Genomic DNA, 26060 nt, shown 5'->3' on the forward strand with positions numbered 1-26060 from the left:
CCCAGAGGGAAGCCGTGTCAGCAACTTGATGCCAAAGATTACTCATTTTTTCGTGGGGATGTGTCAGAATACTCTGAATTATATAAATCTTCAGCCGCTGGACACTTTTGGGATGACTTCAACTGTACGCTCCTCGAGTGCCAGAGCGTTCCACAGAGCATTTGCATCTGGATCCATCCGCGTGAACCACCTCCTCTTGCGCAGGGGTCTTCCCGCTCCGCTCCTTCAACCCCGCGGGGATAAAGGCCCGCACCCGGGTTTCCTAAGTCCAGTTCTTCAAAAAAAAGATTACTCAGTTCCCCGGCACCATCCCGGGAAGGTCTTCCTCGACCGTCGCAATCCCCCGGACCCCGAAGTTCTCGACGAGTACTTTCAGGATACCGGGCGAGACGAAGGCCGGGAGACGGGGGCCGAGGGTGATGTCCCGAACCCCGAGTGAGAGGAGGGCAAGAAGGACGAGCACCGCCTTCTGCTCGTACCAGGCGATGTTGTAGGAGATCGGGAGTTCGTTGATCCCGACGCCGAATGCTTCGGCGAGGGCCTTTGCGATGACCACCAGGGAGTAGCAGTCGTTGCACTGTCCGGCGTCGAGGACGCGGGGGATGCCGCCGATATCCCCGAAACCGAGGCTGTTGTAACGGTACTTCGCGCACCCGGCGGTGAGGATGACCGTATCCGCGGGAAGGGCCTCTGCAAACCGGGTGTAGTAGTCCCGCTCGCCGTGCCGTCCGTCGCAGCCCGCCATCACGACAAAACGCCGGACGGCGCCGGACTTCACCGCACCGACGACCGTATCGGCGATGGTGAGGACCGGGGCATGGGCGCACCCGGTGACCAGGTCTCCGCGGGAGAGGTCCTCCGGGGGGTTGCAGCGCTTCGCATGCTCGATCAGGGCCGAAAAGTCCTTCTTCCCGTCCGGCGAGGCACCGATGTGGGTAAGCCCGGGATATCCGACGGGCCCGGTAGTGTAGACCCGGTCGCGGTAGGAGTCCTTCGGGGGCACGAGGCAGTTGGTGGTGACGAGGACCGGGCCGTTGAACCGCTCGAACTCTTCCCGCTGGAAGGGCCAGGAACCGCCGTAATTTCCGACGAGGTGGTTGTACTTCCGGAACTCCGGGTAGGCATGCGCCGGGAGCATCTCGCCGTGGGTGTAGATGTCCACCCCCGTCCCCACGGTCTGTTCGAGGAGGTCGGCGAGGTCTTTGAGGTCGTGGCCGGTAACCAGGATGCCCGGGCGCGTGCCCGCCGCGGTGCCGACCTTCGTGATCGCCGGCGTCCCGTAGACGGCGGTGTTCGCCGTATCGAGGAGGGCGAGGACCTTCACGCCGATCTTACCGCATGCGAGCACGTAGCCGACCATCTCCTCCACAGTGTGGTCCTGCAGCGTGGCGGCGAGGCCCTTCTGCATAAAGGTCGTGACCTCTTCGTCATCGTAACCGAGGACGGCTGCATGGTGCGAGTAAGCGGCCACCCCTTTGAGCCCGTAGACGAGAAGCTCGCGGAGCGACTGCAGGTCCACGTTCACGGTCTCACGCGCGGCGGCGATCTCCTGCGCTTTTGCCGCAATCGCCGTCGGCGAACCTGGCGCCCAGGTGCAGGCGTCGGGTTCCCCACTCCCGGAGGGCGGGAGGGCGTCGCGGATACGGACCGCCTCCCGGACGGCATCCCGGAACCGTGCAGGGTCGAAGTTCACGTTGGTCAGGGTGGCGAAGAGACACTCCGCGATGAACCTCCCGGCTTCCGGATCGCCGCCGCCCTTCTCTGCCGCCGCAAGGTTCCGGACCGAGACCCCCTTGAGGAGGTAGATCAGGACGTCCTGGAGCCCGGCGGTCTCCCCGTCCTTGCCGCAGACACCACGGACGGTGCACCCGAGCCCTTTTGCTGTTTCTTCACACTGGTTGCAGAACATTCATGCTCACTCCAAAGTATCTTTTTGATACAAAGTATCTATGAGATACCAACGTATAAGTAGGAGAAGGTTTCTCTCATTATACCATGCAGGACGGCTGCACGGTCAATCAGACCGTCAAATACCTCGGGAAGAAGTGGATGCTCCTGATCATCCTTGAACTCTACAAAGGGGACGGCTACACCCGGCGGTTTACCGAGGTGAAGGAGCGACTCCCGGGTATCACGGCAAAGGTCCTTTCGGCCCGCTTGAAGGAGCTCGAAGAGGAGGGCCTCGTCGAGAAACGGATGGAGACCGGAACCGTCCCCGTCAGAAGCGAGTACACGCTCACCGAAAGCGGGCTTGAGATGGTCGAGGTAATCAAGGATATCAAGCGATGGGCCCTCCGGTGGAAGATCGAGAACCTCGCATGCGGGGCGCAGGACTGCCGGAACTGTGTGTTGTGAATTCCGTTCCGTGGGCACCGCTGGGTGCAAAGAAACAGAGTTCGAGAAAGACGCGAAATATTTTTCGAGTAACGACGTTCCGAAGGGCGACGGTTCGTTAGAATCAGAGCGCGAGCACCGGAGGTGTGAAGAAACGGAGTTTGCGGTCTTGCATGGATATGGGGGGAACAGCACGTTCGGCCTCCGGGAGATGCATACGGGCTGAAGAGGGCAGTCCTCTCCGTCATTTGAAGGTTTTCCCCCGCTCAATCATCCATCCGCCTCCGGAGGGACTCCGGCCGGACCCGGCGGAGCAGACTGCAGAAACCAACATCAGGGGAGGCGCAAACCTCATCACCGCCTACGCCAATCATTCTACGATGAGACCAAGAGACCTCTCTTTTAAGGAGAAGCAGCGGCTCTCCAATCTACTCGCCGGGCTGCTCTTAGAGAGAGAGGAGATTCTCTTTGCCTACCTGTATGGGTCATTGCTCCACGGTACATTCCGCGACATCGATATCGGCGTCTTCCTGCGGGACGAAAGCAGCGGAGCAGCCGTTTCTCTCAGGTACGAAACGGCGCTCGAGCAGGAACTGGAAAACAGTACGGGGGTGCCCATCGACGTCAGGGTCCTGAACGTTGCGCCTCTGCCGTTCGCCTACTCGGTCCTGCAGACCGGGGAAGTGCTCGTTTCTCGCGACGAACAGGCACGCTGCGATTTCGTCTGCAGGATATATGCCTATTTATTACCACGATTTTGCCTACTACCGAAAGCGTTACCGGAGGGAAGCACTTGGTCTCCTACGAGGACGAGAAAGTCACCGCACTCTCGTCGGAGCTGGTGCAGGCGTGCGGGCGTCTGAAGGACCTCGGCCGTATGCCGAAAGAGGTCGTTGTTAGAGACCCTCACCTGGTCGCCAGCGCAAAGTATCACCTCATCATCGGCATCGAGGCCGCCATCGATCTCGCCAACCACCTGATTGCAAGAAATCGATGGAGAGCGCCGGAGGACTATGCAGATACATTCCGCATCATGGAGGAGCGTGGTATTGTTGACGCAGAGTTTGCAGAGCGCCTTCAAAGGATGGCACGGTTCAGAAACCGCCTGATCCATATTTACTGGGATATCAACGACGAAACCATCTAAAATCTCCTCCAGGAAGATGTTTGCGACATTGAGGAGTTTCTTGATGAGTATCTCCGTTTTCTTCGAACTGCGTGAGGGAGTGACGGTCGCATACTCTTATCCGCTCTCGATCTTCTCTCACCATGACCACCGCAGAACCCAGTAGGTCTACAATAGACTGGTCAGAACCTGCTCTGGAATCTGGAACAGTGGAGGAAGTTCGTGGCCATCCGGTCCCGGATCGAGGATGTCTTCAAGGTGGCCAAAGAAGCGTTCTCGTTATGGAAATTACATCGATATTCATGACTCTCAGTCGCAAAGGTCGTCGCTGTGGATTTACTTCTGCTAGAGACGACAATAGCGGCGGGATTTGACGAAAAGAAGAAGGTACAGAGGGTCGCGGAGTGGTGAGACGGGGAGGGGGCTAATCTTAAAAGGATCCGGCGAGCGAGGATCCGCACGAATAAAACACTCCGACACATGTTTATGTGAATATGAGTCGCATCTGTTGCTTTGTTGTGAACGCGGCTTTTTCTGAGTTTCATCACGTAAGGGAGGGAGCAGGGCACGGCAGGGAGAAATTTGAGAAGATCAGGCCCTTTGAGCGACGGTTATCTCGCTCCTACCAGATTTAAAGTTGACATCTATTTTGTTTTCATAGCGAGATACGCATAGTATGGAGGGCCCCATTTCAGTTTGCCTTCACCATCGGCCCGGATATTTTCGCATTCCTTATACTTTTTAAAGCGTTTTATGAGATACTGCTCCATCAAGCACACTCTCTCTTTAGATTGCGTTCGATACAGGACGATCATGCGGTCGTAGTCATTCAACAAATAATCATCACCTTCTGCTCGGTGATTATAGTCAGTTGTAATCCCGATCTTAAACTTTGAAGCAGCCTTTCTCTGCTCATTCATGATTAAAGTAATTTTGAGGATTAGAGGTCCAGCAGGAGGTCTGCGTCCGGATCAGCTGACAGTAGGGTGACGTTTGTGATTTTGTGGTAGAACCTCTGAGGGTAATAGTAGGTTGTTTTCCCGCTCCGGCTTTTTTGTGCGAAAGGTTTGAGGATATCCTCCGTCTCATACTCAAGCGAGTACGCCACCCCGGTTTTGAGGACAGGCCCCTCCTTCACCCGGAACATGACCCTCCTGAAGCCCTCCGTCGAATGGTCACAGTCCGAGTAGTCTGAGGCGAAAACAAGCCCGTCTTTCCGGATCCTGTCGATCACAATCCTGGTTCGTAGCACGTTCTTCACCTATTTTGATTGGTGTCACCCCCGTCAGGTATTAAGATGCGCCGTGTGGGGTGAAAGTGCTTCCGACGAAAGGGCCCCGCTCTAGATAACCCCCATCTCCGACAACCTCGTCGGCAGGTACTCCTTCGTCACAAAATCGAGCCCTCGGCTCGCGAACGCCTGCTGTTCCGACTTCATCTGCATATCGAGCTGCAGGTTGATCTGGTTATGCCAGTACTCGGTTGCAAACCGCGGATCGGTCAACTCTGCCTTCAATGCGTTGACGTCCTGCTCGGTGAGGTGGTCGGAGGGGAGATTGTAGTCCGAGATGTCGGAAGGCTGCACCCCGACGAACTGCGCCTGGGGGGTCGCCAGGAGTTCCGACATATGGGCGCTCTTGATCGAGCCGTAGGCGACGCTCGCGTAGATCCGGTAGGACCAGGGGTCGCCGTCGGTGAAGACCACGACCGGAAGGTTGAGCGACTCGTTGAGCCGTCGTAAGACCCGGCGCGTCGAGCGCGCCGGCTGCCCCTTGAGATGTACCAGGATCGCCCCGTACTCCTCGTCGAACCCGTTCTCCATCAGACGGGCGTACATACCGCCGGTCTCGATGGCGATGACGAACTTCGCGTCGTGGTCGATGAAGTCGAGGTTGTCGACGTTGTTCGGGATGGGGTAGCCCGCCTCCCCGACGTCTTCCTGACAATGCATCTCCTTCACGCCCCGCCGGGTGGTCTCGCGGATTCGCAGGGGCCCGAAGATCGAGGCGCCGTCCTCCTCCGGCCGGAGGTGGAACGCCTCGCGCTGCACCTCGGTGATGATCTCCAGGTCCTCGATCAAGAGGTTGCTCTCGTCCTGGGCGGCGAACTTCGCCTTCTTCCAGCCTTCGGAGATGTAATAGAGTTCTCTCAAGGTCGACGACCGGTTCTCCACGAGTTGCTTCTTTAAAAACCAGATGACGTAGGCCATCTTCAGAAGGTGGACCGCGCTCTTCTCGGTCGTCGCCGCCCGGGTGCTCTCTTTCTCGCCGTACTTCCAGACCTCGCTTACGTCGTCGTACGCGATATTCCGCTTCGTCCGCGTCGGCAGCCGGATGTAGGGCACGATACCGTCCCGCATCTGGTCATACCACCCCCGGGCGATCTTCATCAGCCGCTCCTTTGCCAGCGCATCCATCTCATCCTTAGACATCGAGATCCACCACCACTTTCATGCCGTCCTCCACGCCGCGGAGGTCAAGCGTTCCGTCGCCCGCTCCCGTGTAGGCGACCTGCCAGGCGGCGCCGGAGCCGAGCGTGCACCGCCAGACCTTGTTGTACTCCCCGTCCATCTCATCCACGAAGTCGGGCCGGGGCTCCGCGTCCGCGGCCGCATCACGGGAGAGGTTGTAGAGGACGATGGTCACCTCCTTTGCCGTGTAGTTGTTCACGTCGATACGGACCCGTCCGTCGTTCGTCCTCTTCTTGGCGACGACCTTGCGCATGATCTTCCCTTCAATCGGGGAGGTGTCCACAAGGGGGAGTTCCACGATCTCGCTCACCTTCGCAGCGATCTCGGGGATGATCGAGCAGATTGCCCGGGCGCGGTCGTCCTGCAGTTTCTTCCTCTCCCGCCGGGAGAGGTACATCTTGAGTTCCCGGCCGAGTTCCTGGAGGACGAGGACTATCTCCCGCTCGATCTCCGGGATGGACGCGACCGCGTCCTTGCTCTCGCTTGTGAAGGGGACGTTCGTGGACGCCACGTGGACCATGACGAGCACCGGGCCCATGGGAAGCCCCTGCTGCGAGAGGCCGTAGTTCTTCCAGTTCACCTGCGAGATGCAGTCCGTGATCGCGCAGGCGCCCTGCTGGTAGAGGAGCGGGACGCGGTTTGCAAACCGGAAGATCAGGGCGTTTCCCTCGGGAGGGATCTTGCCGCCGTAGCCGATAGCCGCCTCGATGATGAACGAGTGCCCGCCGTAGACCGCGCTCGGGCGGGTACGGGCCTTGATGAAGTCAAGCTGGATCTCCTTCTCAAGCCCCTTGCAGATCAGGTCCTCCCCGATGGGGGAGAGACACTGCTGCGCCAGCGGCGCCGGGACCCTCACGCTCTGCATGGCATCGAGGAGGTTCTTCAACTCGTCGGCATCGAGTTTGCTCACCTTTCGGGAAGGCTTGAGCCCGGCAAGGGCGATCATCTCGTCTGCGGTCTTCTTTCCTACCCGGGAGAAACTGCTGATCAGGAACTCCTCGACGGTCCCGGTGCTCGCGGCCGCGATCCGTTTCAACGCCCCGAACTCGATCCCGTGAGGGTGCGGGAGGACGGGCTTCGGGCACGGCGGGACCTCGCTCGTCACCCGCTCGAACGTCATCACCTCACCGTCGATATCGGCCGTGATCCGGGCGTGGGGGTTGACGATCGCGGTGAGACGAAGGTAGTCGACCAGCCGCTTCTTTGCGGTAAGGGTGCTCTTAAACTGGATCTCGATCCGTGTCCCGTGCGTCCGGTCCCAGTCAATCTCTTCGTGGCTGACGATTTCGGGCTCGTTGGTCTCGGTCCGGATCATCAGTTCGAACCGGTGGGCCGATGTCTTCGCCCCCGTTCGTGAGGTGACCCGCGCCGGGGTGCCGGTGGTGAGCTGCGCATACAGCACCGCCGCCGATATCCCGATACCCTGCTGACCCCGGCTCTGCCGGATCTGGTGGAACCGCGACCCGTAGAGGAGTTTTCCATAGACCAGCGGAACGTTCTCCGGCACGATCCCGGGGCCGTTGTCTTCGACGGTTATCCGGTAAACCTCGGTATCGATTCTCCTCACGCCGACAAAGATGTCGGGGAGCACCTCCACCTCCTCGCAGGCGTCAAGGGCGTTGTCCACCGCCTCCTTGACGGTGGTGATGATGCCGCGCGTCGGGGAGTCGAAACCGAGCAGGTGCTTGTTCTTCTCGAAGAACTCCGCGACGCTGATGCTCCGCTGTTGTTTGGCGAGGTCCTCAGCAAGCACCATACCGTGCTACCTCAGCGATGGCGTCCTCAAGGCTCCTCTCCTGCTGCTCGCCGGAGCGGAGGTCCTTCAGGGTAACCGTACCCGCTTCGACCTCGCGCTGTCCGAGAATCACGACATAGTCCGCTGTCTTTGCGGCGTGCGCGACCTGGGCGCCAATTCCCCGCTGCATCAGGTCCGTCTCGGCCCGGACCCCCGCTTCCCGAAAGGCCCGGGCGACCTCGAGCGCCCGCGGCCGTGCTTCGGGCGTGCAGACGACGCCGACGACGGGCTCGTGCGCGAGGGGAAAGTCTCCGACCGAGACCATGACCCGGTCGAACCCGATGGCGAACCCCGCGGATGCGACGTCGTCGCCGCCGAAGAGGTGGGCGAGCCGGTAGGTCCCGCCGCCGAGGATCTGGTTTTCAGCGCCGAGGTTATTGGCGAATCCCTCAAAGACCATCCCTGTGTAGTAATCGAGCCCGCGTGCAATCCCGAAATCGGGCCGGTAGTCGATGCCCTGGGAGTCAAGGAGCGCGAAGGTCTCCTCGATCCGCGCGCGCTCCGGGATGTCGCCCACGATCTCAAAGACTTCCGCGACGGTGCGGCACTCCGAAAGGGCGGCGAGAGGTTCGGCAAGGCGGGTAAGACCCCGCCCGACGAGCGCTGCTTCGAGCCCTTCCCGGTCGTGTTTGTCGAGACAGGCCATGATCGCCCGCTGGTCGCCGGGCGAGAGGTCGGAGAGGAGATGCTTCATCGGCGCGAGGTGGCCGACATGGAGTTCGAAAGTGACTCCGCTCGATCGGAGCGCCTCGTCGGCGAGCATGATCACCTCGGCGTCGGCGCTTGCCGTGTCCGCGCCGATGAGCTCGACGCCGAACTGCCAGAACTGCCGGTAACGGCCTTTCTGGGGACGCTCATAGCGGAAACAGTCGGCGAAATAGCACCAGCGGATCGGTTTCGGGAGGACCTTGCCCTCGTTGACGTACATCCGGAGGACCGCCGCCGTCACCTCCGGCCGGAGCGTCATCTTCCGGCCGCTCTTGTCCTCGAAGACGTACATCTCCTGCATGATCCCTTCGCCGGATTTCATCGTGAAGAGTTCGAGGTGCTCGAAGTCAGGGGTGCTGACCTCCCGGTATCCCCATCTTCGGGCCGCGTCGCGCATCCGCCGTTCGATCAGCCGCCGCCGTTCCATCTCGTCGGGTAAAAAGTCCCGTGTTCCCCGTGGTTTCTGAAGCATTCGGTAGTCTCCTGAACTAAAGTCTCTTGCCTGAACCCTTATCTTTTGTGCGCTTCGCCCTGCCGAAGAATCGCTCGGCGGCGCCCTCGCCGTGCCATACGTTCTCCCGATCGACCCGGCCCTGGAGGTAGAGGGCCAGAAGGACCAGGCCGAGGCCGAAGAATTCCCACGCTTCGGCAAACGCGGTGACGAAGAAGCCGAACAGGGCGAGTGCCGTGCAGGGCACCCCGACATAGGCCGCCTTCCGGTATCCGGGAAGACCGGTACGGAAGAATATCCGCAGGTCGCGGAGCCACAGGAAAACGGTGACGGCAACGCCGAACCCTGCGACATAGGCGAGGTATGACATGAGATGAAGTAATATTATACTTCCACCCCTATTTTTGTTATCGAACTATGCTGCCGAATGCCACCATCAGGGACATCCTCCGGATGTATTGTAACGGTGAGGTATCTGAGGACGAGGCGACGGCCGCCATCGAAGGGCTCCGTATCGAGATGATCGACGGCATGGCCCGGATCGATACCGGGCGGAGCGTGCGTTGCGGGATGCCCGAGGTGGTGCTCGCCGAGGGAAAGGAGCCAGAAGCCTTTGCCGAGATCATGCTCGCGCAGGTGAAGGCGGTCGGCCGGTGCGTCGCGACCCGGGTCTCGCCGGAGCACTTCGCGGCCCTGCGGGCCAGACTGCCGCCGGAGGTCCGGATGGAGCATCGGGAAGCGGCGCGTGCTGTCGTCCTCTCGACGGGGGACCGGCCGGCTCCCCGGGGCGGAACCGTGGCCATCCTCACCGCCGGGACGTCCGATATCCCCGTCGCCGAAGAGGCGAGGCTGATCGCCGAAGAGATGGGGTGCGAGGTCCGGACTGCGTACGATGTCGGGGTGGCGGGGATCCATCGCCTCTTCTCGGCAATCAGGGATATGATACCGGCGGACGTCTTCATCGTGGCGGCCGGACGTGAGGGCACGCTCCCGGCGATCGTCGCCGGGCTTGTCGACCGCCCGGTGATCGGCGTTCCGGTGAGCACCGGCTACGGCTACATGGGGGGCGGCGAAGCGGCGCTTGCGAGCATGCTCCAGGCCTGCTCCGTGCTTGCGGTCGTGAACATCGATGCCGGGTTCACGGCGGGCGCGTTTGCCGCGCAGATCGCGCACGGGGGCGGCCGGGCATGAGCCGGGGATTCTACATCGGGCGGTTCCAGCCTTACCACTACGGGCACCAGGCGGTACTGGAGCAGATAGCCGGTTCCGTCGATGAGATCGTCATCGGGGTGGGGAGCGCCCAGGTCTCCCATACCCTGGATAACCCGTTCACGGCAGGAGAACGGGTGCTGATGCTCACCAGGTCGCTTTCCGGCCTCGAGAGCCCCTTCTACGTCATCCCGATCGAGGACGTCCAGAGAAACGCCCTCTGGGTCGCTCACGTTCGGTCGATGACGCCGCCGTTCGATATGGTTTACTCGTCGAACCCCCTCGTCGTGCAACTCTTCACCGAGGCCGGCATGTGCGTACGGTCGCCCGATATGCACGAGCGGACGGTATACTCCGGCACCGCCATCAGGCAGCGGATGCTTGACGGCGAACCCTGGGAGCACCTGGTCCCGCCTGCCGTGGCGGACGTCATCCGGGAGATCCGCGGCGTGGAACGCCTCCAGAGGATTGCGGGGAAGGACGACGGCAAGGAGGAACTATGATGGGGACGACCGTCACAGGGTACATTCAGGTGGACTATGTTTAAGCAACTGCGAGACCTCTTTCGGCGAACCGAACCTGAAAAGGAGGCTCTAGGGCTCGCCTTTGACGACCTTCCCGCATGGCTGGATTCCCGCGAGGAGAAGATCGAGAACGAACTCGTCGGCGCCACGAGTTCGTCGCGGGAGGCAATCGACGGTATCCTCGATAACCTCGAGGAGGTGGTCGCCCGTATGGAAACAGCGGAGGGTAGTGAGGAGGTCCACCCACGGCTCCGGGATATCTCCCGGAAGGCGCTTCCCGGATTTGCGAGGTCGATGACCCAGATCCTCTGCCGCAGGCCTTCCGGCGACCCGGAAACCTTCTACACCGCCGCCGCCGAGACCCTGAAGAGCGCTCTCAAGGCGGTGAAAGGGCAGGGAAAGTATCTCTCCTCCCTCTACCCGGACGAGATGAAGGAGGTGCGCACCACCGTCAGGGACCTCGGGCGGGAGATCAACGCGATGACGGAGGCGATTACCCGGGCGCGTGCGGATCGGCAGCCGGTGGCGGATGTCAGAAAGTCGTATGACTCCCTCGTCCATATTCGTGAGGAGTATGCCGTCGCCTCCGGTCAGGTACGGGTCTGCGGGGCGGCGCTCGCAGAAGTGGAGGCGGCGATCCGGAAGGCTGAAGAAGACCTCGCCGCCCTCAGACAGCACCCGGATTACGCAGAAAAGCAGGATCTCGAAGGGAAGATCCGTGAACTCGATTCTGCGGACGAAAAGATCGAGCGGGAGATCGCGGCCCTGCGGGTCCCTGCCGTCCACGTCTTCCGGAAGGCCGAGAAGGTTGCCGAAAAGGCGGGAGATAGCACGGCGGCCGCGGCAGTCGGGCGGGTCCTCGATGCCTATACGGGCAGCCTCACGGACGGCAGTGAGGACCCGGTCGGTCTGACCGAAGCAGCGATGCCGGCAACCCTTGCCATGATCCGTGAGGGGTCCCTCCCTCTCAAGAACCAGGATGAGGTTCACCTCTTCTCGGACCCCGATACCCTGCCTGCCGGAATACGGCAGGTTCTGGACCGGCGGAGGGAGGTCCGGGAACAGCGCGCGGCACTGCAGGAGACTCACGCCGCGCTTCCGGGTGTGATCGAGGAGCACCGCCTCACCGCGACGCTCGCGGAACTGCGGCGGGAGCGCGAAACGAGAACCGCCGCGCGGACCCGGGCGGAGAACCAGCAGGAGGTCTTGCGGACCTCGTATGCTGCCGAGCGCGAAAGGCTCCAGTCCCGCATGATTGCCCTTGCCGAAGGGGAGGTGGAGGTCGATGTGCCCGACCTCCCGTCTCCTTCCTCATGACCTATAAAGGGCACGGGAAAGCGGCCTCCCTCTAAAAGCGCCGGTCCGCCGGAGCCGGAGGGCGGGAGCACCCGGCGGTACGAAAGGAAATCCTGTTTATGCTCCGGGTGCAACCACTCAGAGAGAACTACTGATGACGCTGGACAACACCACATCCGGGCCTCTGTCTCGTCTCTGGATAGCGGTTCCTGCAGTCTCGTTCGGGGGTATCGGGATTGCATTCCTGCTCGCCTTCGTCGGCTTCCCATACGCCGTCTGGGCGGGCATTGCAGGGTGCGTGATCGCCTCGTGCATCCTCTGCTACCAGGCATACCTCAAACCACGCAGGGATATTGTCTCGCTCTTCGTGCCGCTCTTTGCGGTTCTGATCTTTCTTGTGCCGGGCGAGATCAGCACGGGCGTAATAACGCAGGCGTTCTTCGCGGCGACGATCACCGTCCTCGCGGTTCGAGTAGAAAAATTGTTTAATGCGCCGAAGCGAGAGAAGAGAACAATGAAGCAGATACTGAACGACTACATCGGCCGGATTGCACCGCTTATCGCCGTGGTGGATGAGGAGACCGGCCACCTGATTGCCCAATCCTTGCTGACCTATAAGTTCGAGCTCTATGGGAACGCGGTCGAGAAGAGCACGGCTGCGCTTGCCCGGCTCAACGCGATCACCCCGCATCCCGATGCTCTGGAGCGTGCCCTGCTGATCTTTCGGGAGCGTGCTGGCGACCTCGCCGATTCCCGGGTGACGGCAAGCCCGAAGTACACCTTTGCAGGGGCGGACGCCGACGACCTCGCCATCCACCTTCCTCCCGACCAGGTCGAGGACCCTGCGGCGCTCGACCTTGACAACGCGCTGGTCCTGCTCTACGCTGTCGGGATCGAGACCTCCCCCGACGATGAGCAGGCCCTCGAAGAGCACCAGCGCTTTATCCTCCAGATCCTGGAATCCTATTCCAAAAAATGACCGTATAATCGGCCCGATCTGGGATAGTTTCCTTCCGTGCCCCCGGGCCCGGCCTACGTACGGTTTTCAGCCCTCCCTTTCCCCCGGAACGGCGCGCGGCCTGCCCGATCGAGAATGAAAAGAACTGATAAAAAAATCAGAGCGAGTCGAGGCTGATCCCGCTGAACTCGTCGGCGACCGCGTTGATGTCCTTCACACCGAACGCGGTCTGGACCGTGGCAAGTTCGAGGTCGCGCGCCACGTCGCACATATAATCGAGGATGTCGACCGAAAGCTCCCGCTTCTGCTTGGACTTGCGGAGCTGGTCCACAAGGAACGTCATTCTCTCGGGAGGCTCCATGCGAAGTTTGGCGAGGCTCATCACGCACATATAGATTCTCGTCAGGTTCCTGTCCGTTCCGGTGATGGTATCGAAGAAATTCCGGAGGACCTGTGCCTGATAGACCTCGCCGCTCATACTGATCGACTATTTCCTCAATGCTCTATAAATGCCTGCCGGTTCACTTTCGGACGCTGACGATCTTGATGATATCCCCGTTCTTCAGTTCGTGGGTATCCTTGATCCGCATCCCGGTCCTTGCGTCGATGGCGTACAGGAACCCCTCGCCGATATCGGTGTGGACCTGGTAGGCAAGGTCGCGGGGGGTCGACCCGCGCTTCATCAGGAACGCATCGGGAAGCACCCGACCCTTGCCGTCGGTGAGTTTATGCTCGTCCTCGACCGGGAAGACGACGATCCGGTCGAGGAGGGTGAAGACCGCGGCATCGAGCGCTTTCTGGACGCCGGTGCCGTCGAACTTCTGCATGAAGTCCGCTATCTGCTGCAGGCCGGCGCGTTGCGCGGCGCTGAGGTTTGCCCCGGGGTTCAGGGTGAAACTCTCATCGCCGGGGAGGTAATTGATGAACTTTCCCTCCGCGGCCATTCGGAGCGCAAGTTCCCCGGCCGCGCTTGCGAAGATGACGTCGTGCTTTGCGAGCCGGTCTAGGCACTCTTCCGGTGCCTGGTCGGCCTTATTCCCGACGATCAGCATCGGCTTGCTGATCGTCATCAGTTCCCGGCAGAACCGGACCAGGTCTTCCTCCCCGGCGGTCCGCAGTTCGACCCCGGCGGCCTCGACGGCATCGCGGACGTGCTCGAACGTCACCCCGAGACCGGCAAAGACCTCGGCAATCGCGGCTGCAAGCGAAAAATCCTTTGTCTGCGCCTGCCGCACGAGTTTCGCCCAGTTCCGCGAGAGGATGCCGTACATCCACATCGACATCTCGTACTGGAGGAACTCGATATCTTTCACGGGGTCGCGCGAGCCGATATCGACCGGGTTTCCCTCGGCGTCCGTCGCCCCGCTGGCGTCGACGATCTGGAGGATCGCGTCCGCCTGTCGAAGGTTGTCGAGGAACTGGTTTCCAAGCCCCCGCCCCATATGCGCCTCGGGGACAAGGCCCGCCACGTCGATCAGCCCGACCGGGACGAACCTGACTCCGTCCCGGCAGTTCTCGCACGGCACGTGCATCTCCCGGCAGGGGCAGGCGGTCCTGACATACGCGACGCCGTGGTTGGCGTCGATGGTTGTGAAGGGGTAATTGGCGATCTCCGCCTGGGCCAGGGTCGCGGCTCTGAAAAATGTCGATTTACCACAGTTGGGTTTTCCTGCAATGGCCAGTGTGATCATGAGTAACTCCTTTTATCTCACTGTTCGGTTAAGAATAGTGTTGGGGCATGCACCATTTATCCTCTTCTTCCCGGTCATCCGGTCCGGTTGTCTCGTTCGTGGATAGCCGTCGGTAGAGCGGATACCGCATGCCCCGGGTTCGCCGGCCCTTGCGGTTGCGATCCCGTGGCGCCGCCCGTTGAAACGGGGGGTTCAATTAGGAGAGAGGACAACATGATTGCATGGGCTTCGTAACCAGAAATACCTACTATTTCGATGCCCCCGGCGAACAGAACACCCGCGACGCCGCCAGGTTCGCCGTCGAGCGGGCGCGGGGGCTCGGCATCCGGAAGATTGTGGTCGCGAGCACCAGCGGTCGGACGGCGCTTATTTTCCGGGACGCCATCGCGGGGACGGATCTCGATCTGATCGTCGTCACCCACGCGGTCGGCTACTCAAAACCCGGCGAGTGGGAGTTCTCAAAGGAGACAGCCGAGACCCTCCGATCCGAGGGAGCGACCATCGTCACCGGCACGCATGTGCTCTCCGGGCTCGAACGCGCGATCTCGCGATCGCCGAAGCTCGGCGGGAGTTCCCGCACCGAGGCGATCGCCGAGGCGTTGCGGCGCGTCGTTGCGGTCGGCCTGAAGGTCGCGGTGGAGTGTGTCCTCATCGCCGCAGACCAGGGTGTGGTCGGCGTCGATGAAGAGGTGATCGCGGTGGGCGGGACCGCAAGCGGTGCCGATACCGTCTGTGTCATCCGCCCGGCGCATACCGCGACGTTCTTCGACCTGCAGGTGCGCGAGATCGTCGCCATGCCGAGAAACCGGTGATTATGGCGTTCAACTCTCTTACCGGTGCCGCCGCACTCCTCCGGCAGCACCCGGTCCTCTGGTTGATCGGTCTTGTCATGGGCGCCTTCGCGGTCCTCGACATCGTTGTCCCCGTGTACGGCGGGACGTTCTACGTGGAGCCCCTGGCACTCCTGCAGGTCCTTGTCGTGCCGTTTCTGGCCGGCGGGGTGTACGGTGCGGTCAAGGAAGAGGCATTCAAGCCCGGAGAGTTCCTGCGGTTCGGCCGGACCTACTACTTCCGGATACTCCTCCCTGCGCTGGTCATCCTCTTTGCGGTTCTCCTGACGGTCTTTCTGCTCGCGATACCGCTCTCGCTCCTCGGCACCAATGTTGCCGCGGGGCTGACGCCGCTCCTCTTCGGCGTGGCCCTCTCGATCGCCTTCCTCACGTTCTTCTACGACACCGCGGCGGTCTTTGAGGAGACAACCGTCTTTGAGTCGATCCGGCGGGGCATCGAGTTCGTCGTCAACAACCTCGGCAGCGTCCTTCTCTTCTATCTGGCAAACATCGCCGTCCTGGTGGTGCTCGGGCTCGCGGCACTCTTCGCCTGGACCGCCCTGCTCGTCGACAAACTCGAACCGCTCACCCTCATGAACCAGACCGAACTCCAGACGCTGATGCCGCAGGACATCGTCGCTCTCATCGGGACGGACGGCATATGGGTATCCGCGGTCGTCTATGCGGTTGTGATCTTCCTCTACTCGGCTTTCCTCTACGCCTACAAGGCAAGTTTCTTCCGTAACCACGCCGAAGGGGCACGTATGCCCCAGGGCGAATACGACGAGAAGGGCCGGTGGTATAAATACTGACACGGGTGTCCGGCGGGACACTACATCTCTTTTTCGTGCTCTGTTCAGGCGATTAAATCCGCCTGGGCCACTGGTTATCTCACCACGGGCAGGTTCTATTGAGTCCTGCAGTTCGCACCTTCGTCCCGGCGCACCTCACGCCTCTGGTGTCCGTATTCCGTTCCACCGGGGGTATTATTGCAGAAGAACAATGTGAGTTTCCCCGGCTCGCCCGATACACCGGATTGTGGAATTATCGCCACGCAGGGAACGACTGCCGGTACGGCAGGAGTTTGAGACGACTGGAGGTCTTCGAGAAGCGACTGGTCGTAGAGCAAGAGCGGGAGAAGACTGGAGGTCTTCGAGAAGCGACTGGTCGTAGAGCAAGAGCGGGAGACGACCGGAGGTCTTCGAGTGAGGGACCGGGAGGGGGCACCCGCTGTTTCGCCGGGTGCATGAGAAGACCGAAGGTCTTCGAACGGGTGCCCCCCTGGTTACAAGGTGGCATCCTTTTACCCCACCCTGAGGGCGGGGGCAGTGCGTGGCGATATCCTCTCGAAATCCGTACAAGGGGATAGCGATAATTGTGTTGTGCGAAGTGTACAGTCCCATGCTCCACTGTTTCAGGCCTTTTAGTCATTGAAAATTTCAGCAATTACGAATTTTTGAAGAGACTAAAAGCCAAAACCGCCCCGGAGCCCGCACGTTTCCTTCACACCACCATGTAGAGCAGCATCCCCGAGACCCCGCCGAAGAACGTTGCAGCCAGGTTTGTGCCTGCATTTCCGATCCTGCCGCTGTTCTCGAGCGTTGCGCCTACGACGCTGTCAACGTTGGTGCCGATGAACCCGGCGACGACCGTAACGACGACCATCCAGGGGTCGGCGACTCCCATCGCCCAGGCGACGGCCGCGACGATGACGGCCGCGATGACGGCTGCCGCTTCCCCCAGCAAGGTCACTCCGCCGTTCGTCCCCCGGGGCACCGGCCGGAGCGTCGTGATCAGGTACGGTGTCTTTCCCGTGACCCCGATCTCGCTTGCGGCGGTGTCGGCGGCGGCGGAAGCGACGCTCCCCATGAAGAGCGCCACGAAGGCAGGACTCCCGGTTATCCCGTAGAGAATGGCGGCACCGGTTGCTACGAGGCCGTTTGCAAAGACGTTAAAATAACCGCGCACCCCCCCGTGCTCCTGGGCGACCCCGAGCCTCTCCTTCTCCCCGTAGCGGTACCGGGTCGCACCGGCGCCGATGATGAAGAACGTGAGCATGATCAGGAACCACCGAACGTCCGCAAAGACGATGAGGATGATGCCGATCATGGCACCCGAGAAGAGGCCGCTGATGTCGGCCACCCGGAACCAGTAGGCGGTGTAACCGAACCCGAACCCTATCGCGGCCGCCGCGACGAGAATGGTCAGATCAACCTCGAAGTGGAGTTCTTCAAAGAGAAACATGGTCATCGCCACACCGAGCGCCGTGATCATCAGGGCGTCGTTCCGGCCCCGGAGAACCGCCCGGAGCAGCACCGCGGTAACCACACCCATAACCGCGACGAGCGGTGCGGTGTAGTCGAGGTAGAGCATCACCGCAAGCGAGACGCCGATGGCGGCAACCAGGTGGTAGAGGTAGGATGCCTGCCTCCCCCCGGTAAGGCGGAACGCCAGCTCGCCGATCACCACGATACCGAGCGTACAGGTGAGGACGAATGTCGAGAGCCAGCCGAGCCCGTAGAGCACGGCAAGTGCGATGATCGAGAACGACATGTACCGGGTGTCCCGGATAAGGGAGAGGACAAGCGAGAGCGGGATAAGGAGGAGCGTGAGCAGCCATGCCGGCTGGAGCAGGGGGGCAAGGCCTATGCAGGCGAGGGTGAGTATCGACGCCAGAACCAACCCCAGCGGTCTTGTCATTCATACATCATTGGCGGTACTGGGAAAAAGCCTTTAGGTTCGAATGCTCGCCGTCTCCGCTGCTTGTTGTGGTTAACCCCCGGGAGACTTCCTTTTGGGACGGTGGAGCCGCCATACGGGTGAGGGTGCTCCACGGCAGGAAAACCCTGTAGAACAATATATCTCACTGGAAAGAGAGAGATTATACACTGAAAATGTCGCCGTCACATCAACTACCAAAGAACTACGATAGCGAAGAAGTGGAGAAGCGCTGGCAGAGCATCTGGCGGGATGAAGATAACTATTTCGATCCCATCTCACCGAAGCCCCGGTTCATCATCGATACGCCGCCGCCGTACCCCACCGGCAACTTCCATATCGGGAACGCCTTAAACTGGTGCTATATCGACTTCATCGCACGATACAAGCGCATGCGCGGCTACAACGTCATGTTCCCGCAGGGGTGGGACTGCCACGGCCTCCCCACCGAGGTGAAGGTAGAGGAGACCTACGGGATCACCAAGAACGATGTACCGCGGGAGAAGTTCCGGGAGATGTGCCGCGACCTCACGCTTGCAAATATTAAGAAGATGCGTGTGACCATGCGGCGGCTCGGGTTCTCGACCGACTGGAGCCACGAGTATATCACCATGCTTCCGGAGTACTACAGAAAGACCCAGGCGTCGTTCCTCAAGATGCTCAAAGCCGGCGACATCTATCAGAGCGAGCATCCGGTGAACTTCTGCACCCGGTGCGAGACGGCAATCGCGTTCGCCGAGGTCAACTACACCCCCCGTACCACCCGCCTCAACTATTTCGACTTCGACGGCGTCGAGATCGCAACCACCCGCCCGGAACTCCTCGCGGCCTGTGTTGCGGTGGCGGTTCATCCCGACGACGAGCGATACCGCGACCTTGCGGGGAAGCGGCTCACCGTCCCCATCTTCGGGCACCAGGTGCCGGTCATCGAGGATGCTGCGGTCGATCCGGGCTTCGGCAGCGGTGCGGTGATGATCTGTACGTTCGGGGACAAGACGGACGTTTACTGGTGGAAGCAGCATAAACTGGACCTCCGGAAGGCAATCGACCGGAAGGGTGTTATGACCGCGGTGGCCGGCCCCTATGCAGGGATGTCTTCGGAGGCCTGCAGAAAGGCGATCCTCCGGGACATGGAGAAGGCGGGCATCCTGAAGCGGCAGGAAGAACTCGAACAGCGGGTCGGAACCTGCTGGCGGTGTAAGACCCCGATCGAGATCCTCTCGGAGCGCCAGTGGTTCGTGAAGGTCCACCGGGACCAGATCCTCGAGACGGCCCGGCAGATCTCCTGGACGCCGGAGCATATGTTCACCCGGATGGAGAACTGGGCTCAATCGATGGAATGGGACTGGTGCATCTCCCGGCAGCGGATCTTCGCGACCCCGATCCCGGTCTGGTTCTGTGCCTCCTGCGGCGAGATGGTCCTTCCGGCCCTGGAGGACCTCCCTATCGACCCGACCGTCGATAAGCCGAAAACTCCCTGCCCGAAGTGCGGCGGTTCGGACTTCATCGGCGAGAAGGACGTCCTGGATACCTGGATGGACTCATCGATATCGGTGCTGCACGTCACCGGGTGGGACGGAACCGACGCAAAACCCCCGCTCTTCCCGGCGCAGATCCGCCCCCAGGGCCACGACATCATACGGACGTGGGCGTTCTACACGATCCTCCGGTCAAAGGCGCTCGTCGGCGGCCACCCCTGGGACAAGATCCTCGTCAACGGCATGGTGCTCGGGGAAGACGGGTTCAAGATGAGCAAGAGCAGGAACAACATCATCGCCCCTGAGGAGATCGTCGGGAAGTACGGCGCGGACGCGCTCCGGCAGTGGGGTGCGGGAGGTGCGGCGATCGGCTCGGATATCACGTTTAACTGGAACGACGTCGTCGCCGCGTCCCGGTTCCAGACGAAACTCTGGAACATCTTCCGGTTCGTCGTGGGGCACCTGGACTCCGGGACGGAGAACCCGGCGCCGGTGACGGAACTCATCGACCGGTGGCTGCTCGTCAGGCTCTCCGATACCGTCGCAGAGGTCACCGCCGCAATGGAAGGCTACCAGTTCGACCGGGCGCTCAGGGCGATCCGGGAGTTTGCCTGGGGTACGCTCGCCGACGACTACATCGAGATCGTGAAGGGCCGCCTGTATGCAGACGAAAGCAGCAGGGCAAGCGCATGCAGCGCACTTCGGACGACCACGGATGTCCTCTGCCGTCTCCTCGCCCCGTTCATCCCGCATTTTGCGGAGGAGTGTTACCATTACCTCGCCGGGAGAAGCGTACATAAAGAGGCCTGGCCCGACTTCCAGTATATCGACGATGCGGCGCGGCGCCACGGCGACCTCCTTGTGAAGACGGTCGCTGAACTCCGACGCTACAAGCACGACCGGGGTCTGGCGCTGAACGCCCCGCTCGGCCACGTGACGATCTACGCCCCGGAGCCGGTTGACGACGCCGGTGACGCCGGGCGGGCGCTCAATGCCGCTGCCCGCTGGAGCACCGGGAAACCCCTCCTCGAAGAGGTCGCAAGCGGTGTGAACTTTAACATGGCGGTCATTGGCCCGGCGCTCCGAAAGCAGGCCCGCGGGTTCATGGAGGCCGTGCAGGCGCTTCCGTCGGAGCAACTCAAAAATCCGCCCGCAACCGTCACCGTCGACGGTGCGGAGGTCCCGGTGCCTCCCGGCTCCTTCACGCCGAAGGTCGCCTATCGGGTGGCGGGAGAAGAGGTGGACGTCCTCACGTTCGAGGACGCTGTCGTGACGATCGGACACTCGTCCTGATCTCGTCGGCGATGAACCCGGCAACCTCCTCTTTCTGGAGCAGGGCATCGACGATGACGAACCGCGCGGGGTCCCGGGCGGCAAGGCCCAGGTAATTTTCCTGCACCCGCGCGAGAATTTTGGCATTTTCGAAATATTCTCTCTTTTTCGCAGGGTCCAGCCTTGCGACGGCATCCTCCACCGGGAGGACGAGAAGGAACGTCCGGTCGGGCCGGATCGACCATCCTTCGTGGATCCGGCGCAGCCACTGAAGGGGATCGGGGAGGAGCCCGTCGAGGACGACCGGCTGGTAGGCAAACCGGGAGTCGGAGTAGCGGTCGGAGATGACGAGCCGCCCTTCGTCGAGCGCCGGGCGAATCACCCTATCGATGTGCGCGGCGTGGTCGGCGCAGAAGAGCAGCGCCTCGGTGATCGGGTCTATCCGCTCGGCGACCGCCCGCCGCACCGGGTCGCCGACCCAGGTGGCGCCGGGTTCGCGGGTGAAGACGGGGTCAAGGTCGGCGAGGAGTTCCCGGAGACGGGAGAGAAGGGTGCTCTTGCCGCTCCCGTCGATCCCCTCGATGGTGATCAGCACGGGTGGCCCCTCCGGACCCAGAGTAGCGGCACCGCGCCGTGATGGACGGCGGTTGCGACGATTGCCCCGTCAAACCCGGCGTCGTCGAGGAGACGGATGTCGTCGATCCCGGCAACGCCGCCCCCGTAGATGAGGCGCCCGGGGTAGCACGCCCGCATCTCCTCAAGTTCTTTCCGGGAGAGGCCCCGCTCCGTTCCCACGGCGCCGATGTTCAGGATGATGCATCCCTCAAACGAGAACCTGGATGCATGGTGCAGCATCTCCGTCGGCCGGATGCCCCAGGGAAGAACCCGACCGTCTTTGATGTCGATGCTGAGGTAACCTCCCGGATAGGCCGCAAGGTCTTCGATCGCCCTCGCCGCCGTCTCGGTACCGACGACCGGTGTCGTCCCGGCGACCGCCGTGCAGTCGGCAGGCGACCGGCAGCCCCGGTCGAGGTAGCAGCGCTCGACCAGCGCTGCAGAGCGGCGGACAAGTTCGTCCTGCGGGGTCCTCCCCTGAATGCTTTCGAGGTCCGCAATGTAGAGAAAACGGGGCTGCAGGGTGGATATGAAGGTCTCCGGCTCGGCCGAGGGGGAGATCCCCCAGGTGAGCGGTCGGTAGTCGGCGCGCTTTCCGGACTTCCCGTGCACCACGAGACCGGCTGCAAGATCGACTGCAAGAATCAGTTCCATGTCCTCAACGCAATCACTATTAGGGTGCAGGATCATTAATTTCTATGCAATTACTCGTCAGTCCAAGCAGCACTGAAGAGGCAAAACGTTCGCTTTCTGCTGACATAATCGACGTGAAGAAACCCTCGGAGGGCTCGCTGGGTGCGAACTTTCCCTGGGTCATCCGGGAGATCAAGGCTCTCGCCGGGAAAAAGCCTGTCAGCGCTGCAATCGGGGACAATGAGTATAAGCCCGGAACTGCGGCTCTTTCGGCTTACGGTGCCGCGCACGCAGGAGCGGATTTTATCAAGATCGGTCTGATGTTCGACGGGGCCGACCGTGCCCGTGAGGTCATCGAGGCGGTGACCACGGCGGTAAAGCAGGAATTTCCCGGGAAGTCCGTTGTCATCGCCGCTTATGCTGATTTTCAACGACTGGGTACGATCTCTCCGTTTGCTGTCAGTCCGCTGGTTGCAGAGGCAGGAGCCGATGTCGCCATGATCGACACCGGTATTAAAGATGGGAAGAGTCTCTTTGAGTTCATGGACGAGGAGACACTGGCCCGGTTCACTGAACGGAACCGGGAGCTCGGGCTTCAGACGGCCCTTGCCGGTTCGCTGAAGTTTGAAGATCTCGCTGCCTTAAAGCGCATCGACCCGGAGATCATTGGCGTCCGGGGGATGGTCTGCGGGGGCGACCGGTCGGCCGCGATCCGGACCGAACTGGTGGAAAAAGCTATGATGATGATCAGGTGACGTATGTACAGCGAGAAGATGAATCTGGAAACAACGTTTACATTTGACGATGTGTTGCTTGAGCCCGCTGAATCCTGGGTCGAGCCCGACGAGGCCGACGTCAGGTCGCGGTTCTCACGAAACATCCCCCTGAATATCCCTCTGGTGAGCGCCGCCATGGATACGGTGACCGAGTCGGTGATGGCGATAACGATGGCCCGCGAGGGCGGCATCGGCGTCATTCACCGGAACCTGCCCGCGGAGCGCGAGGTCGCCGAGGTCAGGATCGTCAAACAGGCCGAGGACCTGATCGAGCGCGAGGTCGTGACGGTCGGCCCCGAGTCCACGGTAACCGATGTGGAACGGGTCATGAAACAGTACGGTATCGGCGGCGTGCCCATTATCACGGATGACAGGGTGATCGGTATCGTCAGTCGTCGGGATATCCGGGCGATCCTGCCCCGACAGGGCGATGCAAAGATCACCGGCTACATGACCAAGAACCTGATCACCGCATCGGAAGACATCACTGCGGACAGTGCGCTCGATACGATGTATTCGAACAAAGTCGAGCGCCTGCCGGTTGTCGACGGGCAGGGTCGCCTTGTCGGCATCATCACGATGCGCGATATCCTCGAAAAACGGCAGTATCCCCGCGCAAACCGTGATGCAAACGGGAGACTCCGGGTCGCCGCCGCGGTGGGCCCCTTTGACTTCAACCGGGCCATGATGCTTGTCGAGGCGGGCGTCGACGCCCTGGTAGTGGACTGCGCGCACGGCCACAACATGAACGTCGTAAAAGCGGTCAGGGAGATCAAGGCGAGCGTCGCCGTCGATGTGGTGGCCGGGAACATTGCCACAAGAGAGGCTGCCTCCGTCCTGGTCGATTCCGTCGACGGGTTGAAGGTGGGTATCGGACCGGGTTCCATCTGTACCACAAGGATCGTCGCGGGCGTGGGCGTGCCGCAGATCTCTGCGATAGCAAACGTCGCCGAGGTGGCGCGCGATGCCGGCGTGCCGGTGATCGCCGACGGCGGCATCCGTTACTCCGGAGATATCGCAAAGGCGATTGCCGCGGGCGCGGACTGTATCATGGCGGGCAGTCTCTTTGCCGGCACCGATGAAGCGCCGGGACGGGTTACGACGATTAAGGGCCGGCGTTACAAGCAGTACCGGGGGATGGGCTCGCTCGGTGTCATGAGCAGCGGGGAGTCGAGCGACCGCTACTTCCAGAAGAAGGGGATCGGGAGGACCAAGTTCGTTCCCGAAGGCGTCGAGGGGGTCACTCCCTACGTCGGTCGGGTCTCGGACGTCATCTATCAGCTTGTCGGCGGTCTGAAGTCTGCGATGGGTTACACGGGGTCGAAGACGATACCCGACCTGAAGAAGAACGGCAAGTTCATCAGGATCACGCCTGCGGGCTACGGCGAGAGTCACCCTCATAATATTATGATCACCGATGAGGCACCGAACTATCGCCTCTTCGAATGATATCTTTTTATCTTGAAATCACTAACATTTAGTAAACATGCTTGAGGGCAGCGACGTTTCCCGTTTACTCGATATCCTGGGAAACCGGAACAGACGGCGAATAATAGAATTGCTGAGGCAGAAACCGTGTTTTGTGACTGAGATCTCCGAGCGCCTGCTGCTCAGTCCGAAAGCGGTGATAGAGCACCTGCAGCTGATGGAGCGGGAGGAACTCCTTGTTTCCTGCCAGGACGAGCGCAGGCGAAAGTATTACTACCTCTCGCAAGACATCAATGTCATCGTAAACCTGCAAAAGCAGGATGGGGTTATGCTCCCCTCTGTTGAAGAGGACCAGGAGACAAGATTTATGCGAAATCTCACGGCACTCCGGCGGATGGTCCGGGCCCGCGACGAACTTCTGGATAATCTCGAACAACTGGAGCGGGAGATCGAATCGAGGTTCGACGAGGTCCTGCGCACGAAGGGAGGTTTCCTCACCGACGATGGGGATCTGGACATCATTCTTCCTCTCTCCCATGCCGACCTGACGTTCGTTGAACTCGAGGAAGTGAGCAGCCTGTCCACGGATGAGCTGAAACAGAGACTGAGCAATCTCGTGTATACCGGGGTTGTCGAGCAGGTCAACAATCGATATCGAATACGTGGTACACATGGCGAATGATCCATACGACGAAATGTTTCGGAATATCGCGCGGTTGATGGAGAGGATCTTAAGCGAGATGCCCCTTCACGACCCAAGGATCATCGGGTTCACCATCATCAGCGGATTGCCCGAAGGGTCGCCTTACCTTGACCCGTCCGCGGAGAACGAGAATGAAGGGTCCGATGTGGAGGTGGTCGAGGGAGATGACTGTATCTACATCACCGCGATGACGGATGCGCGGGCAGAGGGCGCTCCTTACGTCACATTCCAGAAAAACTCCGTAACGCTCTGCACCGGGGGCAACGAAGAGACGGTCATCGATCTCGACTGCGAGATAGACATTCTGCACAGTTTCTACAATGTGCAGCACGGCGTGATCGATGCAGTCTGTCGTAAGAAGAGCGTCCCGGGCGAGATTGCCCGGTCCTGAACCGGGCCCGGAGTTTTTCCACTCTTTTATATCGGGTTAAAAATAAAGTGTCTCATTCCTGACATTCTTCAAGGGCGAGCTGGTACATCCAGTCAAGGAGGAGCGCACAATCTTCAGGTGTGCACTCCCGTTCGCAGCCGATGCACGGGAGGATCTCTCCTCCTGCCAGGATGACGCAGGGGTCGATCGCTCGCCTCTTCGCCCGCAGAAGGTAAGTCTTGATGCCGTCGCTGCGGAACTCGACGCGTTCGATCAACCCTGCATCCAGCAGCCGTTTTACAATCCTTGAGCACTTCCTGCTGTCGATATTGAGATGTTTCCAGAGCGTGCTCTGGAGAATTCCCTGGCGCTGGGACTGAATAACCTTGAGTGCTTCTTCCTCCTGGTCGGGCATGGCTATCAGAGCACGGGTGCAATGGTCAGGATATTGTTGCCGCGGATGACGACGGTTCCAAGGGTGCGGCCTCTCTGATCGCCGGTATACTCGGTAGTCTCGTCCATATGCAGATTCAGGTGTTCATCCACTGCCACGAGCCGGCCCTGGAGTTTTCTGCCGTCATCTTTGATCTCAACGACGATTTTAGAGTCGACGAGCGAAAAAACTTTCTTTACGGGGAGTACAATGCCGTTAACCATCTGTTCCTATATGGTTAT

The 26060-nt window shown here is 60.8% G+C and carries 28 protein-coding genes; 14 read left to right on the forward strand and 14 right to left on the reverse strand.

Features of this window, described 5'->3' with window-relative positions; genetic code table 11:
* Nucleotides 1-292: 292 nt before the first annotated feature.
* Nucleotides 293-1909, reverse strand: a complete 1617-nt coding sequence (gene hcp, locus BRA42_RS05795; RefSeq protein ID WP_292410870.1) for a hydroxylamine reductase — start codon at nucleotides 1907-1909, stop codon at nucleotides 293-295.
* A gap of 86 nt (nucleotides 1910-1995) precedes the next feature.
* Between hcp and BRA42_RS05800 the strand changes: the two genes are divergently transcribed.
* The 3 genes from BRA42_RS05800 (at nucleotide 1996) to hepT (ending at nucleotide 3481) form a co-directional block, all read left to right on the forward strand.
* Entirely contained in the window at nucleotides 1996-2355 is a 360-nt protein-coding gene (locus BRA42_RS05800; protein ID WP_292410871.1) for a winged helix-turn-helix transcriptional regulator, read from the forward strand.
* Between the two features lie 359 nt (nucleotides 2356-2714).
* Nucleotides 2715-3197, forward strand: coding sequence for a type VII toxin-antitoxin system MntA family adenylyltransferase antitoxin (gene mntA, locus BRA42_RS05805; protein ID WP_292410872.1), 483 nt, complete (start codon nucleotides 2715-2717; stop codon nucleotides 3195-3197).
* A 14-nt stretch (nucleotides 3198-3211) separates the two neighbouring features.
* Nucleotides 3212-3481: a type VII toxin-antitoxin system HepT family RNase toxin gene (gene hepT, locus BRA42_RS05810; RefSeq protein WP_292410873.1), complete on the forward strand. Its 270-nt coding sequence runs from the start codon at nucleotides 3212-3214 to the stop codon at nucleotides 3479-3481.
* Between the two features lie 623 nt (nucleotides 3482-4104).
* Here hepT and BRA42_RS05815 read toward each other — a convergent pair.
* The 6 genes from BRA42_RS05815 to BRA42_RS05840 all read right to left on the reverse strand — a co-directional run bounded on the left by BRA42_RS05815 (nucleotide 4105) and on the right by BRA42_RS05840 (nucleotide 9254).
* The gene (locus BRA42_RS05815) at nucleotides 4105-4380 is read right to left on the reverse strand and encodes a hypothetical protein (RefSeq protein WP_292410874.1); all 276 of its coding nucleotides are present in this window, start codon (nucleotides 4378-4380) and stop codon (nucleotides 4105-4107) included.
* Nucleotides 4381-4400: 20 nt separating this feature from the next.
* Nucleotides 4401-4694 carry a hypothetical protein gene (locus BRA42_RS05820; protein WP_342685806.1) on the reverse strand — a complete coding sequence of 98 codons (294 nt, stop codon included), beginning with the start codon at nucleotides 4692-4694 and terminating at the stop codon, nucleotides 4401-4403.
* 108 nt (nucleotides 4695-4802) lie between these two features.
* Nucleotides 4803-5891, reverse strand: a complete 1089-nt coding sequence (locus tag BRA42_RS05825) for a DNA topoisomerase IV subunit A (RefSeq protein ID WP_292410876.1) — start codon at nucleotides 5889-5891, stop codon at nucleotides 4803-4805.
* Nucleotides 5884-7686 carry a DNA topoisomerase VI subunit B gene (locus tag BRA42_RS05830; protein ID WP_292410877.1) on the reverse strand — a complete coding sequence of 601 codons (1803 nt, stop codon included), beginning with the start codon at nucleotides 7684-7686 and terminating at the stop codon, nucleotides 5884-5886. The genes BRA42_RS05825 and BRA42_RS05830 overlap by 8 nt, the downstream gene beginning before the upstream one ends.
* Nucleotides 7673-8905 carry a histidine--tRNA ligase gene (gene hisS / locus BRA42_RS05835; protein ID WP_292410878.1) on the reverse strand — a complete coding sequence of 411 codons (1233 nt, stop codon included), beginning with the start codon at nucleotides 8903-8905 and terminating at the stop codon, nucleotides 7673-7675. The genes BRA42_RS05830 and hisS overlap by 14 nt, the downstream gene beginning before the upstream one ends.
* Nucleotides 8906-8921: 16 nt before the next feature.
* On the reverse strand, nucleotides 8922-9254 hold the full coding sequence (locus tag BRA42_RS05840; protein ID WP_292410879.1) for an ABC transporter permease: 333 nt from the start codon (nucleotides 9252-9254) through the stop codon (nucleotides 8922-8924).
* Nucleotides 9255-9301: 47 nt separating this feature from the next.
* On the opposite strand from BRA42_RS05840, the gene larB reads away from it, so the two are divergent.
* From larB to BRA42_RS05860, 4 genes are all read left to right on the forward strand, one after another.
* A complete protein-coding gene (larB, locus tag BRA42_RS05845; protein ID WP_292410880.1) occupies nucleotides 9302-10075 on the forward strand; it encodes a nickel pincer cofactor biosynthesis protein LarB in 774 nt (257 codons plus the stop codon).
* Nucleotides 10072-10596 carry a nicotinamide-nucleotide adenylyltransferase gene (locus BRA42_RS05850; RefSeq protein ID WP_292410881.1) on the forward strand — a complete coding sequence of 175 codons (525 nt, stop codon included), beginning with the start codon at nucleotides 10072-10074 and terminating at the stop codon, nucleotides 10594-10596. Before larB ends, BRA42_RS05850 begins: the two co-directional genes overlap by 4 nt.
* A gap of 36 nt (nucleotides 10597-10632) precedes the next feature.
* On the forward strand, nucleotides 10633-11934 hold the full coding sequence (locus BRA42_RS05855) for a hypothetical protein (RefSeq protein WP_342770264.1): 1302 nt from the start codon (nucleotides 10633-10635) through the stop codon (nucleotides 11932-11934).
* Between the two features lie 133 nt (nucleotides 11935-12067).
* Entirely contained in the window at nucleotides 12068-12892 is an 825-nt protein-coding gene (locus BRA42_RS05860; RefSeq protein ID WP_342770265.1) for a hypothetical protein, read from the forward strand.
* A 136-nt stretch (nucleotides 12893-13028) separates the two neighbouring features.
* Here BRA42_RS05860 and BRA42_RS05865 read toward each other — a convergent pair whose 3' ends face one another.
* Together BRA42_RS05865 and BRA42_RS05870 are read right to left on the reverse strand one after the other, a co-directional pair.
* Nucleotides 13029-13349: a hypothetical protein gene (locus BRA42_RS05865; protein WP_292410884.1), complete on the reverse strand. Its 321-nt coding sequence runs from the start codon at nucleotides 13347-13349 to the stop codon at nucleotides 13029-13031.
* A gap of 43 nt (nucleotides 13350-13392) precedes the next feature.
* A complete protein-coding gene (locus BRA42_RS05870; protein WP_292410885.1) occupies nucleotides 13393-14562 on the reverse strand; it encodes a redox-regulated ATPase YchF in 1170 nt (389 codons plus the stop codon).
* Between the two features lie 221 nt (nucleotides 14563-14783).
* Between BRA42_RS05870 and BRA42_RS05875 the strand changes: the two genes are divergently transcribed.
* Together BRA42_RS05875 and BRA42_RS05880 are read left to right on the forward strand one after the other, a co-directional pair.
* Nucleotides 14784-15374, forward strand: coding sequence for a pyruvate kinase alpha/beta domain-containing protein (locus BRA42_RS05875; RefSeq protein WP_292410886.1), 591 nt, complete (start codon nucleotides 14784-14786; stop codon nucleotides 15372-15374).
* Between the two features lie 2 nt (nucleotides 15375-15376).
* On the forward strand, nucleotides 15377-16204 hold the full coding sequence (locus BRA42_RS05880; RefSeq protein ID WP_292410887.1) for a hypothetical protein: 828 nt from the start codon (nucleotides 15377-15379) through the stop codon (nucleotides 16202-16204).
* 691 nt (nucleotides 16205-16895) lie between these two features.
* On the opposite strand, the gene BRA42_RS05885 is transcribed toward BRA42_RS05880, so the two are convergent.
* On the reverse strand, nucleotides 16896-18092 hold the full coding sequence (locus tag BRA42_RS05885; protein ID WP_292410888.1) for a DUF92 domain-containing protein: 1197 nt from the start codon (nucleotides 18090-18092) through the stop codon (nucleotides 16896-16898).
* 194 nt (nucleotides 18093-18286) lie between these two features.
* Between BRA42_RS05885 and BRA42_RS05890 the strand changes: the two genes are divergently transcribed.
* Nucleotides 18287-20881, forward strand: a complete 2595-nt coding sequence (locus BRA42_RS05890) for a valine--tRNA ligase (RefSeq protein ID WP_292410889.1) — start codon at nucleotides 18287-18289, stop codon at nucleotides 20879-20881.
* On the opposite strand, the gene tmk is transcribed toward BRA42_RS05890, so the two are convergent.
* Both tmk and BRA42_RS05900 read right to left on the reverse strand, forming a co-directional pair.
* The gene (gene tmk / locus BRA42_RS05895; protein WP_292410890.1) at nucleotides 20838-21455 is read right to left on the reverse strand and encodes a dTMP kinase; all 618 of its coding nucleotides are present in this window, start codon (nucleotides 21453-21455) and stop codon (nucleotides 20838-20840) included. The two genes, BRA42_RS05890 and tmk, sit on opposite strands and share 44 nt — an antisense overlap.
* Complete coding sequence (locus BRA42_RS05900) at nucleotides 21449-22129, reverse strand: HisA/HisF-related TIM barrel protein (protein WP_292410891.1); 681 nt, start codon at nucleotides 22127-22129, stop codon at nucleotides 21449-21451. Before BRA42_RS05900 ends, tmk begins: the two co-directional genes overlap by 7 nt.
* A gap of 44 nt (nucleotides 22130-22173) precedes the next feature.
* Between BRA42_RS05900 and BRA42_RS05905 the strand changes: the two genes are divergently transcribed.
* From BRA42_RS05905 to BRA42_RS05920, 4 genes are read left to right on the forward strand one after another with little or no spacing between them, the layout of a single operon-like run.
* A complete protein-coding gene (locus tag BRA42_RS05905) occupies nucleotides 22174-22863 on the forward strand; it encodes a (5-formylfuran-3-yl)methyl phosphate synthase (protein ID WP_292410892.1) in 690 nt (229 codons plus the stop codon).
* A 3-nt stretch (nucleotides 22864-22866) separates the two neighbouring features.
* Complete coding sequence (gene guaB / locus BRA42_RS05910; RefSeq protein ID WP_292410893.1) at nucleotides 22867-24333, forward strand: IMP dehydrogenase; 1467 nt, start codon at nucleotides 22867-22869, stop codon at nucleotides 24331-24333.
* A 37-nt stretch (nucleotides 24334-24370) separates the two neighbouring features.
* Nucleotides 24371-24994 (forward strand): ArsR/SmtB family transcription factor, encoded by a 624-nt coding sequence (locus BRA42_RS05915; protein ID WP_292410894.1) that lies wholly within the window; start codon nucleotides 24371-24373, stop codon nucleotides 24992-24994.
* Nucleotides 24984-25406, forward strand: coding sequence for a hypothetical protein (locus BRA42_RS05920; protein WP_292410895.1), 423 nt, complete (start codon nucleotides 24984-24986; stop codon nucleotides 25404-25406). Before BRA42_RS05915 ends, BRA42_RS05920 begins: the two co-directional genes overlap by 11 nt.
* A gap of 52 nt (nucleotides 25407-25458) precedes the next feature.
* On the opposite strand, the gene BRA42_RS05925 is transcribed toward BRA42_RS05920, so the two are convergent.
* On the reverse strand, nucleotides 25459-25800 hold the full coding sequence (locus BRA42_RS05925) for a helix-turn-helix transcriptional regulator (protein ID WP_292410896.1): 342 nt from the start codon (nucleotides 25798-25800) through the stop codon (nucleotides 25459-25461).
* 5 nt (nucleotides 25801-25805) lie between these two features.
* A complete protein-coding gene (locus tag BRA42_RS05930; protein ID WP_292410897.1) occupies nucleotides 25806-26042 on the reverse strand; it encodes an LSM domain-containing protein in 237 nt (78 codons plus the stop codon).
* Nucleotides 26043-26060: the final 18 nt, after the last annotated feature.

The sequence above is a fragment of the Methanoculleus sp. UBA374 genome (genome assembly GCA_002508705.1).
Taxonomy (GTDB): Archaea; Halobacteriota; Methanomicrobia; order Methanomicrobiales; family Methanoculleaceae; genus Methanoculleus; species Methanoculleus palmolei.

What these genes read in the sequence shown, in the direction of transcription:
- BRA42_RS05875 (WP_292410886.1), top strand. Translation starts at nt 14,784, where the DNA reads ATGGGCTTCGTAACCAGAAATACCTACTATTTCGATGCCCCCGGCGAA.
- hcp (WP_292410870.1), bottom strand. Translation starts at nt 1,909, where the DNA reads ATGTTCTGCAACCAGTGTGAAGAAACAGCAAAAGGGCTCGGGTGCACC.
- larB (WP_292410880.1), top strand. Translation starts at nt 9,302, where the DNA reads ATGCTGCCGAATGCCACCATCAGGGACATCCTCCGGATGTATTGTAAC.
- BRA42_RS05850 (WP_292410881.1), top strand. Translation starts at nt 10,072, where the DNA reads ATGAGCCGGGGATTCTACATCGGGCGGTTCCAGCCTTACCACTACGGG.
- BRA42_RS05885 (WP_292410888.1), bottom strand. Translation starts at nt 18,092, where the DNA reads ATGACAAGACCGCTGGGGTTGGTTCTGGCGTCGATACTCACCCTCGCC.
- BRA42_RS05930 (WP_292410897.1), bottom strand. Translation starts at nt 26,042, where the DNA reads ATGGTTAACGGCATTGTACTCCCCGTAAAGAAAGTTTTTTCGCTCGTC.
- BRA42_RS05925 (WP_292410896.1), bottom strand. Translation starts at nt 25,800, where the DNA reads ATGCCCGACCAGGAGGAAGAAGCACTCAAGGTTATTCAGTCCCAGCGC.
- BRA42_RS05880 (WP_292410887.1), top strand. Translation starts at nt 15,377, where the DNA reads ATGGCGTTCAACTCTCTTACCGGTGCCGCCGCACTCCTCCGGCAGCAC.
- BRA42_RS05905 (WP_292410892.1), top strand. Translation starts at nt 22,174, where the DNA reads ATGCAATTACTCGTCAGTCCAAGCAGCACTGAAGAGGCAAAACGTTCG.
- hepT (WP_292410873.1), top strand. Translation starts at nt 3,212, where the DNA reads ATGCCGAAAGAGGTCGTTGTTAGAGACCCTCACCTGGTCGCCAGCGCA.
- BRA42_RS05920 (WP_292410895.1), top strand. Translation starts at nt 24,984, where the DNA reads ATGGCGAATGATCCATACGACGAAATGTTTCGGAATATCGCGCGGTTG.
- hisS (WP_292410878.1), bottom strand. Translation starts at nt 8,905, where the DNA reads ATGCTTCAGAAACCACGGGGAACACGGGACTTTTTACCCGACGAGATG.
- BRA42_RS05815 (WP_292410874.1), bottom strand. Translation starts at nt 4,380, where the DNA reads ATGAATGAGCAGAGAAAGGCTGCTTCAAAGTTTAAGATCGGGATTACA.
- BRA42_RS05800 (WP_292410871.1), top strand. Translation starts at nt 1,996, where the DNA reads ATGCAGGACGGCTGCACGGTCAATCAGACCGTCAAATACCTCGGGAAG.
- BRA42_RS05865 (WP_292410884.1), bottom strand. Translation starts at nt 13,349, where the DNA reads ATGAGCGGCGAGGTCTATCAGGCACAGGTCCTCCGGAATTTCTTCGAT.
- BRA42_RS05870 (WP_292410885.1), bottom strand. Translation starts at nt 14,562, where the DNA reads ATGATCACACTGGCCATTGCAGGAAAACCCAACTGTGGTAAATCGACA.
- BRA42_RS05840 (WP_292410879.1), bottom strand. Translation starts at nt 9,254, where the DNA reads ATGTCATACCTCGCCTATGTCGCAGGGTTCGGCGTTGCCGTCACCGTT.
- guaB (WP_292410893.1), top strand. Translation starts at nt 22,867, where the DNA reads ATGTACAGCGAGAAGATGAATCTGGAAACAACGTTTACATTTGACGAT.
- BRA42_RS05830 (WP_292410877.1), bottom strand. Translation starts at nt 7,686, where the DNA reads ATGGTGCTTGCTGAGGACCTCGCCAAACAACAGCGGAGCATCAGCGTC.
- BRA42_RS05860 (WP_342770265.1), top strand. Translation starts at nt 12,068, where the DNA reads ATGACGCTGGACAACACCACATCCGGGCCTCTGTCTCGTCTCTGGATA.
- BRA42_RS05915 (WP_292410894.1), top strand. Translation starts at nt 24,371, where the DNA reads ATGCTTGAGGGCAGCGACGTTTCCCGTTTACTCGATATCCTGGGAAAC.
- mntA (WP_292410872.1), top strand. Translation starts at nt 2,715, where the DNA reads ATGAGACCAAGAGACCTCTCTTTTAAGGAGAAGCAGCGGCTCTCCAAT.
- BRA42_RS05900 (WP_292410891.1), bottom strand. Translation starts at nt 22,129, where the DNA reads ATGGAACTGATTCTTGCAGTCGATCTTGCAGCCGGTCTCGTGGTGCAC.
- BRA42_RS05855 (WP_342770264.1), top strand. Translation starts at nt 10,633, where the DNA reads ATGTTTAAGCAACTGCGAGACCTCTTTCGGCGAACCGAACCTGAAAAG.
- BRA42_RS05890 (WP_292410889.1), top strand. Translation starts at nt 18,287, where the DNA reads ATGTCGCCGTCACATCAACTACCAAAGAACTACGATAGCGAAGAAGTG.
- BRA42_RS05825 (WP_292410876.1), bottom strand. Translation starts at nt 5,891, where the DNA reads ATGTCTAAGGATGAGATGGATGCGCTGGCAAAGGAGCGGCTGATGAAG.